This is a genomic window from Halomonas sp. AOP13-D3-9 (assembly GCF_052379125.1).
In the GTDB taxonomy this organism is placed as follows: Bacteria; Pseudomonadota; Gammaproteobacteria; order Pseudomonadales; family Halomonadaceae; genus Vreelandella.
The window spans coordinates 1-15,503 of the sequence record NZ_JBQSYH010000004.1 but is presented as its reverse complement, the minus strand read 5'-3'; the positions used below and the strand labels follow the sequence as shown (position 1 = coordinate 15,503).

The window sequence follows — 15,503 nt, the reverse complement described above, 5'->3', positions numbered from 1 at the left end:
AATTATTATTGCCTCTTTATGAAGCGGCGCCATGGTCGGGAGAAGCCAATGCAGCAGTCTAATCAGGCGGTTAAGGGAGCGCTGACCCATGACATCGTGATTGTGGGCGGTGGGCTGGTAGGCGCCAGCTTAGGTTGCGCCCTGGCGCCACTGATTGAGCGCTACGGCTGGCGTGTGGCAATCATTGAATCTGCACCGATGGCCGTTCAGCCGCAGGAAAATGCCTGGCAGCCCAGTTTCGATGCCCGAGCCAGCGCCATTGCCGAGGGTTCGGCACAGCGCTTCCAACAGTTGGGTGTGTGGGAAGCGATGCGCGATGAGGCCACGCCGATCAAACGCATTCATATCAGCGAGCGTGGACGCTTAGGTGCGACACGGCTGAGTGCTGACGAACTGGGCGTCGCGGCGCTGGGCCATGTCATACCCAATGCATGGATGGGGCGTGTGCTTCATCACCGGCTTGCTCAGCTACCGCTGGAGTGGCACTGCCCGGCAAAAGTCGAACAGCTCACGCCTGTGGCTGGAGGACATCACCTGCAGCTCTCGGATGGTAGCCAGCTAACGGCAGGGCTAACGGTATTGGCGGATGGTGGGCGCTCGGGTCTCAAAGAGCAGCTGGGCATAGGCAGTCGCCGTGAGTCTTACCAGCAGACAGCGCTTATTGCTCATGTCGGCGTCAGCCAGCCTCATCAAGGCATCGCTTATGAGCGCTTTACCTCGCAAGGACCCATGGCGTTGTTGCCATTGCCGGGCCAAGCCATGGAGCTGATCTGGACGCACCCCAGTGGCAGCGAACAAGCACGCATGGCGCTTCCGGAGCGTGAATTTCTGCTGCAACTTCAGCGTGCGTTTGGCGATCGGGTGGGACGGTTTACCCGGGTGGGCACCCGACACACCTACCCGCTTTCACTGGTTACCGCTGAAGAGCCGGTGCGGCCAGGGCTGGCGGTATTAGGTAACGCTGCCCATGCTTTGCATCCGGTCGCGGGGCAGGGATTTAACTTAGCCCTGCGTGGGGTAATGGATCTTGTCGAAGCGCTGGAACAGGGCGAACAGGCCAAGCGGCCGCTGGGCGATATGATCACACTGCAAGCCTTTGAGAAACAGCGCTCACGAGATCGCGCCAACGTCATTCGCTTTAGCGACGGCCTAGTGCGGCTGTTTGGACTCTCTTTCCCTCTGCTGCCCCATGCCCGCGCAGCGGGGTTAATTGGCCTGAATCTGGTTGGGCCGCTGCGGCGTGGGGTGGCTCGACGCGCCATGGGCTTGGAACGCTAACGCTATTTGCCACTACAACAGGAACGCTATAGATATGGGCTCACCATCAACTACACCGTCGGTAGAAAATTTTGAGGTGGTGATTGTCGGCGGTGGTATGGTTGGCACCGCGCTCTGCGCGCTGCTGGCCCAGGCGGGGATGCAGGTGGCACTTGTCGAAGTTCAACCTGCACCGCTCAGCCTCGAAAGTGCCTTTAATAAACTGCCCACCCCTCGGGTAAGCGCGCTTACGCCTGTCTCTCAACGCCTGCTGACGCATTTGGGTGCCTGGCCCGTCATGCAGAAAACACGGGTAACGCCCTATAGAGGTATGCAGGTATGGGATGCCGAAGGGAGTGGAGAGATCGCTTTCTCGGCGGATGAGGCGGGAGTGGCAGTGCTCGGCCATATTGTTGAGAATACGATCACGCTGGCCGCACTGAACAGCCAAGTGATTAACCATCCTAACGTCACACCGTTGTTTGGTGTGCGGCTTGAAGCACTGCAGCGCACCCGTGGTAATACATCAAAAAGTGCATCCAGCGGCGACTGGCTCATACTTGGCGATGGGCGCCAGCTACATGCGCCATTAATCATCGCGGCCGATGGCGCCCACTCGGTGCTGCGCGAAATGGCCGGTATTGAGGTGGCTAGCGACGATATGCAGCAAGATGCCGTCGTATCAACGGTGCAGTGTGCGAAACCCCATGGGGGTATAGCACGGCAAGCATTTATCGATGGGCGCCCGCTGGCGTTTCTGCCCTTAACCGTTGAAGGCGATGATCGTTACTGCTCAATCGTATGGTCGACCACTGCTGAGCATGCAAAGCAGTTGAGTGAACTGTCTCAGCAAGGCTTGGGAGATGCGCTTGGTGAGGCATTGGGTTACCGCTTAGGCGAGGTGACGGTCTGCGATAAGGCGCATCGATTCCCGTTAGTACAGCGCCATGCCCGCCACTATGTGCAGCCGCATTTCGCACTGGTGGGCGATGCTGCCCACAGTATTCATCCGTTGGCAGGTCAGGGCGTTAATTTAGGGCTGATGGATGCGGCGGTGTTGGCAGAAGAGGTGGTGCATGCCTGGCAGCGGGGGGCGCCCTGGGGAGAACTAAGCACCTTGAGACGCTATGAGCGTCGGCGGCGCTTTGATAACAGCGCCATGCTGGGGCTAATGAAGGGTTTTAAAGTGCTGTTTGGTAGCCACGACCCGGCGTTGACGTTGGCGCGTAATGTGGGGATGAGTGGTATGAACCAGTGGGTGCCATTGAAGCGGGTATTGATGCGACAGGCGACCGGAGAACGCGGCCGCCTGCCGCTCAGTTGTCGTTAATCAGGTCGGCGTTAACGCCGCTGACGATCCACCACATTGAGCGCCTTAAGCAGGTTGAGTGCTTCGCTGAGCTGGTAATCATTAAGTAGCCGTTCGGCCATTTCCTGGCGATCCCGAGGCGCCTGCTGAGCGCTTAGGTGCCCCTCAAGGTCGGCTTCACGAATCTCTCGGCGGCTCTCGGCGACTTCCAGGCGACCACGCACTACTTCCACATCGGGCTCAATACCCTGGGCTTGAATAGAGCGTCCGTTGGGGGTGTAGTAAAGCGCAGTGGTGAGCTTGAGCCCTTCGCCATTGCCTAGCGGCATAATCTGCTGCACTGACCCCTTGCCAAAACTATCGGTGCCCATAATCACGCCGCGCCGCTGATCCTGGAGCGCACCGGCGACAATTTCCGCCGCTGAAGCACTGCCGCCATTGATCAGCACCACCAGCGGTACATCGCGTGCCGGTGTGGTCGTGGAGGCGGAGAACGACATCTCGGTATCTGAGAGGCGCCCCTCGGTATATACAATCAAGCCGTCATCCAGGAACAGGTCGGCAATGCCGACGGCAGCCTGTAGCACTCCTCCGGGATTATTCCGTAGATCGAGTATCAACCCTTCCAGGGGCTGTTCGCGGGCCATACGCTCAAGCGCCTCCCGGGCCTGCTCTGTGGTGCGTGATTGGAACTGGCTGACGCGCAGGTAGCCGTACCCGGGCTCAAGTAACTCATGTTTAACGCTTTCGCTGCGAATCACTTCGCGGGTTAGGGTGAACTCCCGCGGTGAATCTTCGCCTGAACGCAGCACGCTAATGCGTAGATCGGTGCCCGGCTCGCCGCGCATCAGGGTGACGGCTTCTTGCAGCGACATGCTGTTGGTGGGTGTGCCGTCAATGGCGACGATGATATCGCGAGAGAGTAGCCCAGCGCGGGAAGCAGGGGTGTCATCGATAGGTGTAATCACCATGAGCTGACCATTCTCGGTGCCCACTTCGATACCAATGCCGCCAAATTCACCTTGGGTCGACTCCTGCAGGCTTTGGTACTCCTCCTCATCCAGGTAGGCGGAGTGGGGGTCCAGTTCGCTCAGCATGCCGCGCATGGCGTTACGCAACAGCGTGCTGTCATCGACCTCTTCAACATAGGCACGCTTAATGCGCTCAAACACTTCGGCGAAGGTTTGAATATCTTCCAGGGGTAGCTGGTCGTAGGGTGGCTCACCCGCCGCCCCGCTACCGGCTGGTTGGGCGAGCAGCGGTAGCGGGGCCGACAGTAAGGCGATCGGCAGCAGGGTAGCCAAGAAGCGCTTGGCGGGGGCTGATACCCCGGTAACAGATAGCGTCATGCAGACTCCGCAAGGCGATAGGTGGCGTCAGTGTGCGTCACCCGTTAGTTGAAACATAAGTTTGTAATATCAAGAAAAGCTGAGACATTAATCAGGCACAGTAGTGCAGCTTATCCCGTCAACGGCGTGCAATCCAACGCTGAGGGTTAATTGGTTCGCCGCCGCGGCGAACTTCAAAGTAGAGCGCGGCGCGGGTTTGACCACCGCTATCGCCGACACGACCAATTTCATCACCACGATTAACCTGCTGACCAGGCCTGACGCTGAACTGTTGCAGGTGGGCATGTAGCGTCATAATCTGGTCGCCGTGGTCGATAATCAGCAAGTTACCAAACCCGCGCATCCAGTCGGCAAATACCACACGCCCTGTGTGAACCGCGGTGACCGGCATACCTGCGCTGGCTTGAATCACAATACCGTTATAGTGCATGCCGTCGCGGTGGTGGAAACTACTACTGATTGTCCCCTGTACCGGCCAAGGTAAATCGCCTTGAGTACTGACAATATGCGTAGTGGGCGTAGGTTCAGCAAGTCTTGCCATCTCTGCCTGGATATTGCGTAGCACGCGCTCGGCCTCTTCGCGGCTCTGATTGAGGTCCGCCAGCCGCTCCGCTTCACTGCCGTAGCGGTCATCCAGGTTGGAAACCACACCGCGTCGTTCGGTGGTGCGCTGAGCTAGCAGCGCGCTCTGCTCTTCTAACTCATCGGCCAACGTATCCAGGCGGGCTTGTCGCTCGCTGAGCTCCTTCTGGGTATCGGCGAGCGCTGTATCGAGGCGGGCGATTGCATTTAAGCGGCGATTGCGTGCCTCGGTCAACCGATTCATATAGGCCTGCATACGATCAAGCTCGGCAGGGTCGCCTTGGTTAAGCAGCAGTTTGAGTTGCGGCGTTGGGCCAAGGCGGTAAAGCGCTGATAGCTGCTGGCCCAATGCTGCGTACTGATCGGCGCGCTCGCCCTCAAGCCGGTCGCGATGCTCACGGAGTTGAGTGGTTTCATCATTCAACTGGCGGCGCTCAGCTTGCAGCGCATCCAAGCGTTGATGGGTCTCGGCAAGCTCGGTTTCGACTTCCTTGAGCTCGCGCTCGGCGCTATCGCGGGCCTCGCCAGTGGCGCTGAGACGTTGGGCAACAGACTCGATCTCTTGGCCAATGGCATCCAATTGCTGGCGCGCCGCGCCTTCATCCTGCTGAGCGAAGCCTGCTGGCGCATAACTTAACGCCAGCAAGAGTATCAGGGCTAAATACGGCCGCATGGGCACTATTTATAATGAATCAGTGGCTGGCCAGTCATTGCCTCGGGCTGTTCTTGATCCATCATGGTCAGCAGCGTGGGCGCCAGATCGCATAGCTTGCCCTCTTCAAGCGAGGCTGGACGTTCGCCCACGTAAATAAGCGGTACCACAAAAGTGGTGTGGGCGGTTTGCGGCGCGCCTGTTTCGGGATGAACCATCTGTTCGGCATTACCGTGGTCGGCGGTAATTAAGCAGGCGCCGCCTGCACGCTCGATGGCTTCAACAACACGTCCCACGCAGGTATCGACGGTCTCAATGGCTTTTACCGCGGCGTTGAAATCACCGGTGTGGCCGACCATATCACCGTTGGCGTAGTTGCAAACGATCAGATCAAAGCTACCGCCATCGATGGCGTCGACAAGCTTGTCGGTAATCTCAAACGCACTCATCTCAGGCTTTTCGTCGTAGGTGCGCACATCGCGTGGCGAGGGCACTAAGATGCGCTCTTCACCGTCATATTCGGCTTCATTGCCGCCTGAAAAGAAGAAGGTGACGTGGGGGTATTTCTCGGTTTCGGCGATACGCAACTGTTTCAAACCGCGTTTAGCCACGACCTCACCGAGCGTGTCGTTTAGATCCGACGGCGGGAAGGCGGCAGGCGCAGGAATGTCAGCGGCGTATTGGGTCATCATCACCAGCCCTTCACCCGCAAGTTTAGGGCATGTACGCCGCTCAAAGCCTTTGAAGTCTGACTCGGTAAAAGCGCGGGTTAACTCACGGGCGCGATCAGAGCGAAAGTTTAGGAAAATAGCCGCATCGCCATCTTGTAAGGTAATCGGGCTGTCGTTGAGGGGTATGCTACTTGCTGCTACGAATTCGTCGGTTTCGCCACGCTGGTAGGCATCGCGAAGCGCGGTTTCAGCGCTGGAGGCGAAGTACTCCGCCTGGCCATCGGTGAGCAGGCGGTAGGCTTGTTCTACGCGCTCCCAGCGGTTGTCGCGATCCATGGCGTAGAAGCGGCCAATAATCGAGGCAACAAAACCATTATCAGCGCCGACCAGTTCGGCCAGGCGAGCATTGGCGCGCTCTATCGAGGCCAGGGCGCTTTGCGGGGGCATATCGCGGCCATCGAGAAAGGCGTGAACAAAAATACGCTGGGCGCCGCGGCGGGCGGCCAGTTCGGCCATGGCAATAAAGTGCTCTTCATGGCTGTGCACGCCACCGGGGGACAGCAGGCCAATTAAATGTACCGGACGGCCATTGGCGACAGCTTCGTCAATTGGCTGGGTAAGGTTGTCGTTAACATCCAGGTCGCCGTCTTCAATCGCCTTGCTGATACGGGTGAAGTCCTGATAAACGATACGGCCGGCACCAATATTCATATGCCCGACTTCAGAGTTGCCCATCTGGCCTTCGGGAAGGCCCACGTTAAGGCCGTCGGTGTGCACGAAGGCGTGAGGCCGGCTGTCCCACAGTTTATCCATCGTCGGCGTGTGGGCAGCGGCCACCGCATTATGGTCACTTTCGGGGTTATGGCCGTAGCCGTCGAGAATAATCAGCGCCACGGGGCGCGGGGTGCGAGAAGTATCCATAAAAACCTCGTTAAGATTGGCAAGCCGAACGACTCGAAAATTCGGGGTCGCGACAGGCGCACGCTTGGGGCATCATAACGCAAGCAACTGCCAGGCGTCATGATTCAGGAGCCTGTCCGGCTTAACACTGATCTACTGCGAATCTCGGTATTGTGGCCAACTTTCGTCGATCGATTTCGTTAAATAGCGCGCTATTCGCCTCAATCGATCGATAAATTTGACTCAAAATCCGTGCTTCTCGCGACGATCGGCCAAGCCGAACAGCCTCCTGGCCTGCGCGGGAAGCTATCTGACGTGTATACTTGTCGCGTTTTGGCAGCGGTTAGGCCGCTTTTTTCTGCATAGACCAAGAGATTGTGTTCGCGATGATCGATCAGGTGTTCGAATTCGTACAGAACCACCCCCTGCTGGTTGGGGCATTTTTGCTGGTGCTGATAGCGTGGATTATTTATGAAACGCGCAGCGCCTCGACCAATGCACTGACTGCCTCGCAGGCCACTCAGCTTATCAACCGCGAAGACGCGGTGGTGCTGGATATCCGCGAAAATAAAGACTTTAAAGCCGGGCATATCGCGGGGGCGCGGAACATTCCGCAAAGCAACCTCGATAGCCGCATGAACGAACTGGATAAAGTAAAAGCCCAGCCGATCATCGTGGTATGCAAGCACGGGCAGAGCTCTGGCGCCGCACAGGCCAAGCTCACTAAAGCAGGCTTTGAGCGTGCTTATAAGTTGAGAGGCGGTATGGCGCAGTGGCAAGGCGATGGCCTTCCGGTGGTTAAAAAGTAAGCAACGCTACCTTTATTTAATGAATAATCAGGAGTTTTCTCATGGCGGAAGATAACAACACACCGCAAGCGGGCGCCGCGGCAGACGAAAAACCGCAGCTCAAATTCTCGCTGCAGCGTATTTATGTAAAAGATATTTCGTTTGAGGCGCCCAATTCGCCCTCGGTGTTTAAACAAGCGTTCAAACCCAAGGTGAATCTGGATCTGAATACCACCAGCACTAAAATTGCTGATGACCAGTACGAAGTAGTGGTTAAAGTCACCGCTCAGGTGAACGACAACGAAACCGGTACTACCTCTTTCCTGGCAGAAGTTGAGCAAGCAGGCCTTTTCCGTATCGCGGGTATTGAAGGTGCGCAGCTGGATCAAACTCTGGGTGCCTTCTGCCCCAATCTGCTGTTCCCTTACGCCCGTGAGTGCGTGGATAACCTAGTCAACCGTGGCGGTTTCCCGCCGCTGATGCTGGCGCCGGTTAACTTCGAAGCGATGTACGCCCAGCGTAAGCAGCGCGAAGCCAAGCAAGCCGAAGAAAGCACTCATTAAGCGATGCCTGAAACGCTGCAAGCCGCTGAGTGGTATGCCCAGCATGGCAAAATGCCGCGCGTCTATGTGCCTGCTGCATTCGTAGCAGGCAGTGACGTTGTACTGCCTGAAGGCCCCGCCCGGCACCTCACGCGGGTGCTGCGCATGAGCGAGGGCGCACCGCTGGTGCTTTTCGACGGCGACGGTCTAGAGGCCGGTGTCCGCTTGGCGGAGGTAAGCCGCAAGCAGACGCTGGCTCGCGTTGAAGCAGTATGGTCGGGCAGTGGCGAGTCGCCGCTGTCCGTTCATTTGGGTCAAGCGATCTCTAAAGGCGACCGAATGGATTACGCCATTCAGAAGGCCGTCGAGCTGGGCGTTGCGGCGATTACCCCGCTGTATACCGAGCGCGGTGACGTGCGTTTGAAAGGCGACCGGGAAGAGAAAAAGCTGGCCCACTGGCAGGCGGTGGCTGCCAGCGCCTGCGAGCAGAGTGGGCGAGCGGTAGTGCCGCCGATACATTCCCCTGTGGCGCTTCAAACATGGCTTGCTCAAAGAGAAGAGCCGCTGCGCTTGATGCTGCATTTGGCTACCGGCAATGCCTTTGATCGCCAGGAACGCCCCGTGTCGGTAGCGCTGCTCATTGGTCCGGAAGGTGGTTTGAGCGAGAGCGATATTGCTGCCGCCCAAAATGCTACCTTTACACCGCTAACCCTCGGCCCGCGTGTGCTACGCACCGAAACCGCTCCGGTAGTGGCACTATCGCTGTTACAGCACTACTTTGGTGATTTGTAAGTACTTACTATCCCTATTGCCCCCGCTATTCCCTGTTATTTATTATCTCCTCGTTGCACGCTTAACGCTAGGCGCTGTGCTTCTTTGTGCGTTTGCTGAAGACCCTTTAAAGCGATGGGTTTGAGCATCGGCAGCGGCTCACCGGATAGACCACTGATCACCAACAGGCGATGCTGTCGACCATACGTATAGCCCAACCAGCAGGGCAACCATAATGGCGTGGGAGCGCTATCCAATACCTGTATTCGCCAGTGGCGAGGTGTCGCCATGCGCTCCCATAACCATAGCCGGTTGAGCGCTTCTGGCGTTGGCGGTAAGCCACTATCAATGAGAAGATCTGAGCAGGGTTCTTCGACCTGGACAGGTAGTTCGGCACCCACTAATAGCAGTCCGCGGCGGATGCCTTGAGCGTAGAGCAGCCATGCGCCTGGCGTGCCATTGGGCAACCCTAAACCCGCTGCCCACAGACTGACCCAGGCCGGCTCACAAGCGGATGCGCCCAGACCCTGAAGCCGCCGTTTGGCAGTCTCTTCGTCAACTCGCCTTGTTAGCGTTAAGCGCTCAGCCATTCGCCCACCCCTGCAGCGCCGCTAGCATTCCCAGCATTACGCAGAACCAAATCATTAGTCCGATACAGCGACGGCGCGTCAAGCGTGCCTCCTTGCCAATCACCTGGGCATTATCGGCTCTGGCGGCCAGCACGGCCTGCATATCCGGCGCCGCTTCGGCCATCATCACATCGCTTAACTGATCGTGGCTGGGTGCCGGCGCTGACAGACTAACGAGATAGCCAACGCTCATCGAAACCGCTACACCGACGGTGTTGTTATATAGCCAGGAAATATCGAGTAGCGCAGAGACGCCCCAAACGGAGAGCATACCGGTAATCAGTCCGGCCATTGCCCCTCGAGCATTGGAGCGGTGGCTGAAAATTGCCAATAAAAAAGTGCCGAGCAGCGCCCCATAAAACCAAGAGCCGATTTGATTAACCGCTTCAATCACCGGCCCAAGATTGCCTGCAAAGAAGGCGAATAGCGTGGCATAAAGCCCCCAGAAAATGGTGGCCATGCGTGATGCTTTTAAGTAGTGCGCATCGCTGGCATTGGGTTTGATATAGCGGCTATAAAAATCACGCACGGTCACTGCCGAAAGCGAGTTAAGCGCCGAGTCGAGACTCGACATCGCCGCCGCAAACACTCCGGCAATGACCAGCCCGGCCATCCCTGAGGGGAACGCGCTGACAACATAGCGTGGCAGTAACTCATTGAGATCCTCGGGAGGCGTTAGCCCATGCTGTTGATGGTAGGTGGCCAAGATAACGCCAATAAATAAAAACAGCAGCATCTGGGGAATTAGCAGATAGCCGCCAATCAACAGCGAGCGCTGAGCATCGAGCACTGAAGGGCTGGAGAGCACTCGCTGAATTTGGCTTTGATCGGTGCCGAAGTAGGCGACATGGAGGAAAAAGCCGCCGAAGAGCCCGGCCCATAGGGAGTAAGTCACGCTGGGGTCGAAGGACAGATCGATGGCATTGAACATCCCGCTGGTGGCGCCAAAGCTGAAGACATCGCCCCAACCGCCGGGCAGGCTGGTTACCAAAAAGAAGATGCTTAACAGCGCGCCTAGCCAGAGCACGAACATCTGCACCACATCCGTCCAAATCACCGCGCTGATACCGCCCATCACGGTATAGCTGATCGCCAGTACCGCCATAATGATAATGGTGAGGTTAACGCTCCAGCCGGTCACTACCGCGAGTACCAGCGCAGGTGCATAAAGCACCACGCCAGTGGCGAGACCGCGGGCGATGAGAAACAGCAGAGCGGTAAGGGTACGCGTCGCCGGGCCGAAGCGGTGCTCCAGCAGTTCGTAGATACTATAGATGCCTGCGCGGTGGAAAATAGGCACCAACACCAGGATCAATACGATCATGGCCAAGGGCACATTGATAAAGGTCACCAAGCGCTCAAGGCCACCCTCGAACCCCCAGCCCGGCGCGCCGATAAAGGTAATCGCGCTGGCTTGGGTCGCCATAACCGAAAGGCCGATCGCCCAGCCGGGAATTTTGCGGCCGCCTAAAAAATAGTCCTCCGGATTGTGCTGATCTTTCCCGAATCGCGAACCGATCCAGGCAATTAAGCTGATATAACCAATCAAAACGACCGTATCAAAAAGCGTGAACCCTTCCATGTTCGCTCCCCTACGCCTAATTTTGTCTAGTGTTTTGATAGTAGCAGGTTGTGCGCTGTTTGCTTTATTAGGCGGTAAACATGCTTTCAACTACTAAAAAGCGCCATCCTGCTTTGCCCTGAGCTCCCTAGGCACCATAATGTTGATCTATATTTCTTGAAGGACGTCACCCATGGCACGTGAGTCACATTCATCCCCGCGATCCGCCAGCGATGCATCCGCCCAGTTGGGAGAAGTGGCGTACCTAACGGTCACGGCGGTCAATAATGTGGGGGCTTTTTTGCAGTGTGGGCAGCCCAAAGACGTATTGCTGCCTTTTAGTGAGCAGCACTTTCGCCCTGATGCTGGCAAGCGTGTATTGGTCATGCTGTATAGCGATGACCAGGGTCGGCCAGTGGCCACGATGAAGCTGGATCGCTTTTTGACCGATGACGCCTGGGCCTTGGAAAAAGGTGATGAGGTCGCTGTGGTGGTGGCGGAGCGTACTGATTTGGGAATGAAGGTAGTGGTTAACCACCGCTACTGGGGACTCATTTATCAAGACGACGTCACTCAGCCGCTGCGCCGTGGTCAGTCCGTTAAGGGTTATGTCAGGGAGCGTCGTGAAGATGGGCGTCTGAACATCTCTCTATTGCCGCCAGGCGCTGCCCGCCTCGATGTGGTTGGCGAAAAGATACTCCAGGCATTACGTGAAAGCGGCGGTTATTTGGCACTGGGAGATAAAAGTCCTGCTCATGAAGTTAAAGCTCGCTTAGGAGTGAGTAAAAGCGCCTATAAACAAGCCATTGGGCGACTCTATAAGCAGCAGTTGATCACCCTCGAGCCGGATGCTATTCGCTTGGTGCCTGGTGCGCTGAGCGAGTAGTTAGCGGGGGCAGTTGGAGCCGGGCGAGCAGTGCGGCATACTGAGCATCAATTGTTTATGTTTGGATAGTGCCCCCGATGAGCCAATCAAATCTGCACCTCGGCGTTGTGATGGATCCCATCAGTGACATCGCTTACAAGAAAGACACCACCATGGCCATGCTATGGGCTGCCCAGGAGCGTGGCTATACCCTGCACTATATGGAGCAGGAAGATCTTTTCTTGAACGCGGGACAAGCCTACGCGCGTATGCGCCCGCTAAAAGTGCACCGTGATCCAAATCACTGGTATGACCTAGGCGAACCTTCCGCGCGTCCGCTAGTCGAGCTGGACGTTGTGTTGATGCGCAAAGACCCCCCCGTCGATGCTGAGTTTATTAACGCAGTGCATCTGCTGGGCTTTGCCGAGCGGGAAGGTGTGCTGATCGTTAATCCGACGGCAGCGCTTTTGCAATGTAACGAAAAGCTGTTTGCCCAGCAGTTTCCCCAGTGCTGCGCGCCTACGATCGTCGCTAGTCGTGATGATGTGCTGCGCGCCTTCCATGCGGAACACGGTGATGTGATCTTTAAGCCGCTGGATGGTATGGGGGGCACCGGTATTTTTCATATTGGCCCAGAAGGTCGCAATATCGGTGCGGTGATTGAGCAGCTTTCGCTGCGTGGCCAGCGACAAATCATGGCCCAGCGTTACCTGCCGGAGATTAAGGATGGCGACACGCGCATTCTGTTAGTGGAGGGAGAGCCCGTTCCCTTTGGGCTGGCGCGGATACCTTCGGCGGGCGAGACTCGAGGCAATCTAGCTGCCGGTGGGCGGGGTGTGAGTCGCGAACTCACTGACCGCGATCACTGGCTAATTCAGCAGGTGCAACCCATGATTCGTGATAAGGGCTTAATGTTTGTCGGCCTCGATGTTATCGGTGACTATATTACTGAAATTAACGTCACCAGCCCCACCTGTGTGCGTGAAATTGATGATCAGCGGGGCACTAATATTGCTGGTTTACTGCTGGATGCCGTCGAGCGCCGCTTAGCCTAGCTTCGGATTCACTCTTATAATGACACTTATTACGCTATGCCTGCTGAGATACCAGCAGGCAGTGGGAGACGCATGCAAAGTTTGAAACATCACTTTCTAATGGCGATGCCGCATTTAGAAGATCCTAATTTTGCCGGTAGTCTGATCTATCTTTGCGATCATGATAATAACGGCTGCATGGGGGTAATTACTAACCGACCGTTAGAGATCACCCTCGAAGCGCTATTTGATCAACTGGAGTTGGGGGGGGAAGCCAGCCCGCACCGCAATGCACCGGTCTATTACGGCGGGCCGATGCATAAAGACCGTGGCTTCATTTTGCACGTTGGCGATAGCCAGGAGTGGGACTCTAGTATCCAGGTGGATGATGGCATTGCGCTGACGACGTCGCTGGATATTCTCCAGGCCTTCGCAGCAGGCGAGGGGCCTGAGCACTTTTTAGTCTGCTTGGGTTGCGCTGGCTGGGAAGTTGGGCAACTGGAAGAAGAGCTTAAAGAGAACAGCTGGCTAACGGTAGAAGCCCAGAGCAGCGTGCTCTTCAATACCCCACCTATCGAGCGTTTAACCGCGGCGGCTGGCTTGTTAGGCATTGATCTTAATTTAATGACCCGAGACGCGGGGCACGCCTGATGGCCGAGGCGGGGCAACGCTTAATCCTGGCCTTTGACTATGGCACCCGGCGTATCGGTGTGGCGGTAGGCAACGAGCTACTGCACAGCGCTCGGGAGTTGACTCCCTTGACGGCACGGGATGGGATTCCCGACTGGAATGTCGTTTCACGGCTACTTAACGAGTGGCAGCCGGACCTGTTAGTGGTGGGGTTGCCGCTGAATATGGATGGTAGCGAGTCAGAGATGAGCACCCGCGCTCGTAAGTTTGGTAATCGTCTGCATGGCCGTTTTGGCAAGCCATGTGAAATGGTCGACGAGCGTGGCACCACGCGGGAAGCGAAAATGATCGCTCGCGAGGCAGGCCATAAAGGTAACTATCGTCAAGATAGTGTCGATGGCATTGCGGCTATTCTTATTCTTGAAGGCTGGTTTGCCCACCAGGAAGGTTTACCTGGCGGGCGTCTATCCCTATAACCGCTATCTTTAAATTCTCTTCTCAAGCTCTTGAGCTTTAACGATCCAACGTGCCCGTTTGGCTTGGAACGTACCAGCGCACCGGGCGCAAATCTTGCTCGATCAATTTGTCGACATCTAACAACGTTGCGAAAATCGCCATCCGCATAGGAATGCCGTTATCGGTTTGTCGGAAAATCGCCAGACGCGGGTCGCCATTAAGATCCACATTTAAATCATTCGCGCCGGGTCGGCTATCTCTTGGCAGCGGGTGCATAACAATCGTGCTTTGACTGCAGCGGTGATCCAAGAAGTCGCGATTGACCATAAAGTCATCGGATAACCCTTGAAAGCTCTCATTCATCTCGTCGGTGAAGCGCTCTTTTTGGATGCGCGTGGTGTACACCACATCTAAATCTGCAAAGTCGCTGGCCAGTGAGTCGCGCTGCTCAATGCGGTGACCGCGAGACGCCACTAAGTCAATGAGTTTGGAGGGCATCTCAAGACCTGGCGGTGATACCAGGGTAATACGCAGCGGGTCATAGAGTGACAGGAGCTTAATCAGTGAATGGACAGTACGTCCGAATTTTAAATCGCCAGTGAGAAGAATGTGGGCGCCACTGAGTGATTTGCCCAGTCGCTGAAACTCCTTATCAATGGTATAGAGGTCAAGCAGCGCTTGGCTGGGATGCTCCCCTGGGCCATCGCCGCCATTAATTACCGGCACATTTGTCGCCGCTGCAAACTCAGCCACCGAGCCCTGGTCGGGGTGACGCATTACAATCGCGTCACAATAACCGCTCATTACCCGACTGGTGTCGTATAGCGATTCTCCCTTGGCCATAGAGGAGAAGGTAAAACCGGTGGTATCGCACACGCTGCCGCCTAAACGGCAGAAAGCGGCATTGAAACTCACCCGTGTTCGGGTGCTGGCTTCAAAAAATAGATTACCCAGTACTGCTCCTTCTAACACCCGCGTTACTTGGCGCCGCTGAGCAATTGGCTCCATACGTGCGGCCACACGCAGCAAGTGGTCTACGCTTTCGCGGTTAAGTGAGTCGACAGTTAGCAGATGGTGGCTCATGACAGACCTCAGCAAGGTGATAGATAACTCTAGTGTAACCGCCAATGAGGGGAGTGCCGAAGGGCTTTCATTCACGCATGGCAACCAATCTGTAATTTTTCTACAAAACCGCTTGCCAACCCGGCAGCGAATCCGTAAAGTACGCATCCGCTGCCGGGGACGCCAAGCGTTACCAGCGGTGCATAAGGTGTAAAAGCCTTGGTTTGTCAAATGGTTACCGCTTTTGCGATAACTCGCGGTTTTGGATGTAATGAGTACCACATCGAAAACAACGCCCTTGACAAACACCAGGAAATGCGTAGAATACGCCTTCCTCGCTGAGGCAAGCCAGTTCAACGGCAGCCCGGTTACCTTCACAGTAACCAAGCAGCGAAAAAGCTCTTTAACAATTTGATCAGGTAATTCATGTGGGCGCTTGCTGATG

15 protein-coding genes are annotated in these 15,503 nt (G+C 56.3%); 9 read left to right on the top strand and 6 right to left on the bottom strand.

The features are described from left to right. Positions 1–48: 48 nt before the first annotated feature. A complete protein-coding gene (gene ubiH / locus ACT3UM_RS05250) occupies positions 49–1,278 on the top strand; it encodes a 2-octaprenyl-6-methoxyphenyl hydroxylase (RefSeq protein ID WP_498896745.1) in 1,230 nt (409 codons plus the stop codon). Between the two features lie 34 nt (positions 1,279–1,312). After that, on the top strand, positions 1,313–2,587 hold the full coding sequence (locus tag ACT3UM_RS05245) for a UbiH/UbiF/VisC/COQ6 family ubiquinone biosynthesis hydroxylase (RefSeq protein ID WP_498896743.1): 1,275 nt from the start codon (positions 1,313–1,315) through the stop codon (positions 2,585–2,587). An 11-nt stretch (positions 2,588–2,598) separates the two neighbouring features. Here the strand turns inward: ACT3UM_RS05245 and ACT3UM_RS05240 are convergent, their stop codons facing one another. From ACT3UM_RS05240 to gpmI, 3 genes are all read right to left on the bottom strand, one after another. After that, on the bottom strand, positions 2,599–3,915 hold the full coding sequence (locus ACT3UM_RS05240) for a S41 family peptidase (protein WP_498896741.1): 1,317 nt from the start codon (positions 3,913–3,915) through the stop codon (positions 2,599–2,601). 118 nt (positions 3,916–4,033) lie between these two features. Continuing rightward, on the bottom strand, positions 4,034–5,170 hold the full coding sequence (locus ACT3UM_RS05235) for a murein hydrolase activator EnvC family protein (RefSeq protein ID WP_498896739.1): 1,137 nt from the start codon (positions 5,168–5,170) through the stop codon (positions 4,034–4,036). A gap of 5 nt (positions 5,171–5,175) precedes the next feature. After that, positions 5,176–6,741, bottom strand: a complete 1,566-nt coding sequence (gene gpmI, locus ACT3UM_RS05230) for a 2,3-bisphosphoglycerate-independent phosphoglycerate mutase (RefSeq protein ID WP_498896737.1) — start codon at positions 6,739–6,741, stop codon at positions 5,176–5,178. A gap of 365 nt (positions 6,742–7,106) precedes the next feature. On the opposite strand from gpmI, the gene ACT3UM_RS05225 reads away from it, so the two are divergent. Genes ACT3UM_RS05225 through ACT3UM_RS05215 form a run of 3 tightly spaced genes read left to right on the top strand, consistent with a single transcriptional unit; the run spans position 7,107 to position 8,842 of the window. After that, positions 7,107–7,529, top strand: coding sequence for a rhodanese-like domain-containing protein (locus tag ACT3UM_RS05225; RefSeq protein WP_211594635.1), 423 nt, complete (start codon positions 7,107–7,109; stop codon positions 7,527–7,529). A 41-nt stretch (positions 7,530–7,570) separates the two neighbouring features. Beyond that, positions 7,571–8,071: a protein-export chaperone SecB gene (secB, locus tag ACT3UM_RS05220; protein ID WP_498896734.1), complete on the top strand. Its 501-nt coding sequence runs from the start codon at positions 7,571–7,573 to the stop codon at positions 8,069–8,071. A 3-nt stretch (positions 8,072–8,074) separates the two neighbouring features. Then, positions 8,075–8,842: a 16S rRNA (uracil(1498)-N(3))-methyltransferase gene (locus ACT3UM_RS05215; protein WP_498896732.1), complete on the top strand. Its 768-nt coding sequence runs from the start codon at positions 8,075–8,077 to the stop codon at positions 8,840–8,842. 35 nt (positions 8,843–8,877) lie between these two features. Here the strand turns inward: ACT3UM_RS05215 and ACT3UM_RS05210 are convergent, their stop codons facing one another. Then, positions 8,878–9,411 (bottom strand): hypothetical protein, encoded by a 534-nt coding sequence (locus ACT3UM_RS05210; protein WP_498896730.1) that lies wholly within the window; start codon positions 9,409–9,411, stop codon positions 8,878–8,880. Next, on the bottom strand, positions 9,404–11,032 hold the full coding sequence (locus ACT3UM_RS05205; RefSeq protein ID WP_498896728.1) for a sodium:solute symporter family protein: 1,629 nt from the start codon (positions 11,030–11,032) through the stop codon (positions 9,404–9,406). The genes ACT3UM_RS05210 and ACT3UM_RS05205 overlap by 8 nt, the downstream gene beginning before the upstream one ends. Positions 11,033–11,204: 172 nt before the next feature. Between ACT3UM_RS05205 and ACT3UM_RS05200 the strand changes: the two genes are divergently transcribed. The 4 genes from ACT3UM_RS05200 to ruvX all read left to right on the top strand — a co-directional run bounded on the left by ACT3UM_RS05200 (position 11,205) and on the right by ruvX (position 14,016). Next, the gene (locus tag ACT3UM_RS05200) at positions 11,205–11,897 is read left to right on the top strand and encodes a CvfB family protein (RefSeq protein ID WP_498896726.1); all 693 of its coding nucleotides are present in this window, start codon (positions 11,205–11,207) and stop codon (positions 11,895–11,897) included. A 77-nt stretch (positions 11,898–11,974) separates the two neighbouring features. Next, positions 11,975–12,931 (top strand): glutathione synthase, encoded by a 957-nt coding sequence (gene gshB, locus ACT3UM_RS05195; protein ID WP_498896724.1) that lies wholly within the window; start codon positions 11,975–11,977, stop codon positions 12,929–12,931. Positions 12,932–13,003: 72 nt separating this feature from the next. Further along, positions 13,004–13,561: a YqgE/AlgH family protein gene (locus tag ACT3UM_RS05190; protein WP_498896722.1), complete on the top strand. Its 558-nt coding sequence runs from the start codon at positions 13,004–13,006 to the stop codon at positions 13,559–13,561. Then, positions 13,561–14,016 (top strand): Holliday junction resolvase RuvX, encoded by a 456-nt coding sequence (gene ruvX / locus ACT3UM_RS05185; RefSeq protein WP_498896720.1) that lies wholly within the window; start codon positions 13,561–13,563, stop codon positions 14,014–14,016. The genes ACT3UM_RS05190 and ruvX overlap by 1 nt, the downstream gene beginning before the upstream one ends. 37 nt (positions 14,017–14,053) lie before the next feature. On the opposite strand, the gene ACT3UM_RS05180 is transcribed toward ruvX, so the two are convergent. Further along, complete coding sequence (locus ACT3UM_RS05180; RefSeq protein WP_498896718.1) at positions 14,054–15,079, bottom strand: aspartate carbamoyltransferase; 1,026 nt, start codon at positions 15,077–15,079, stop codon at positions 14,054–14,056. Between the last annotated feature and the right edge of the window lie 424 nt (positions 15,080–15,503).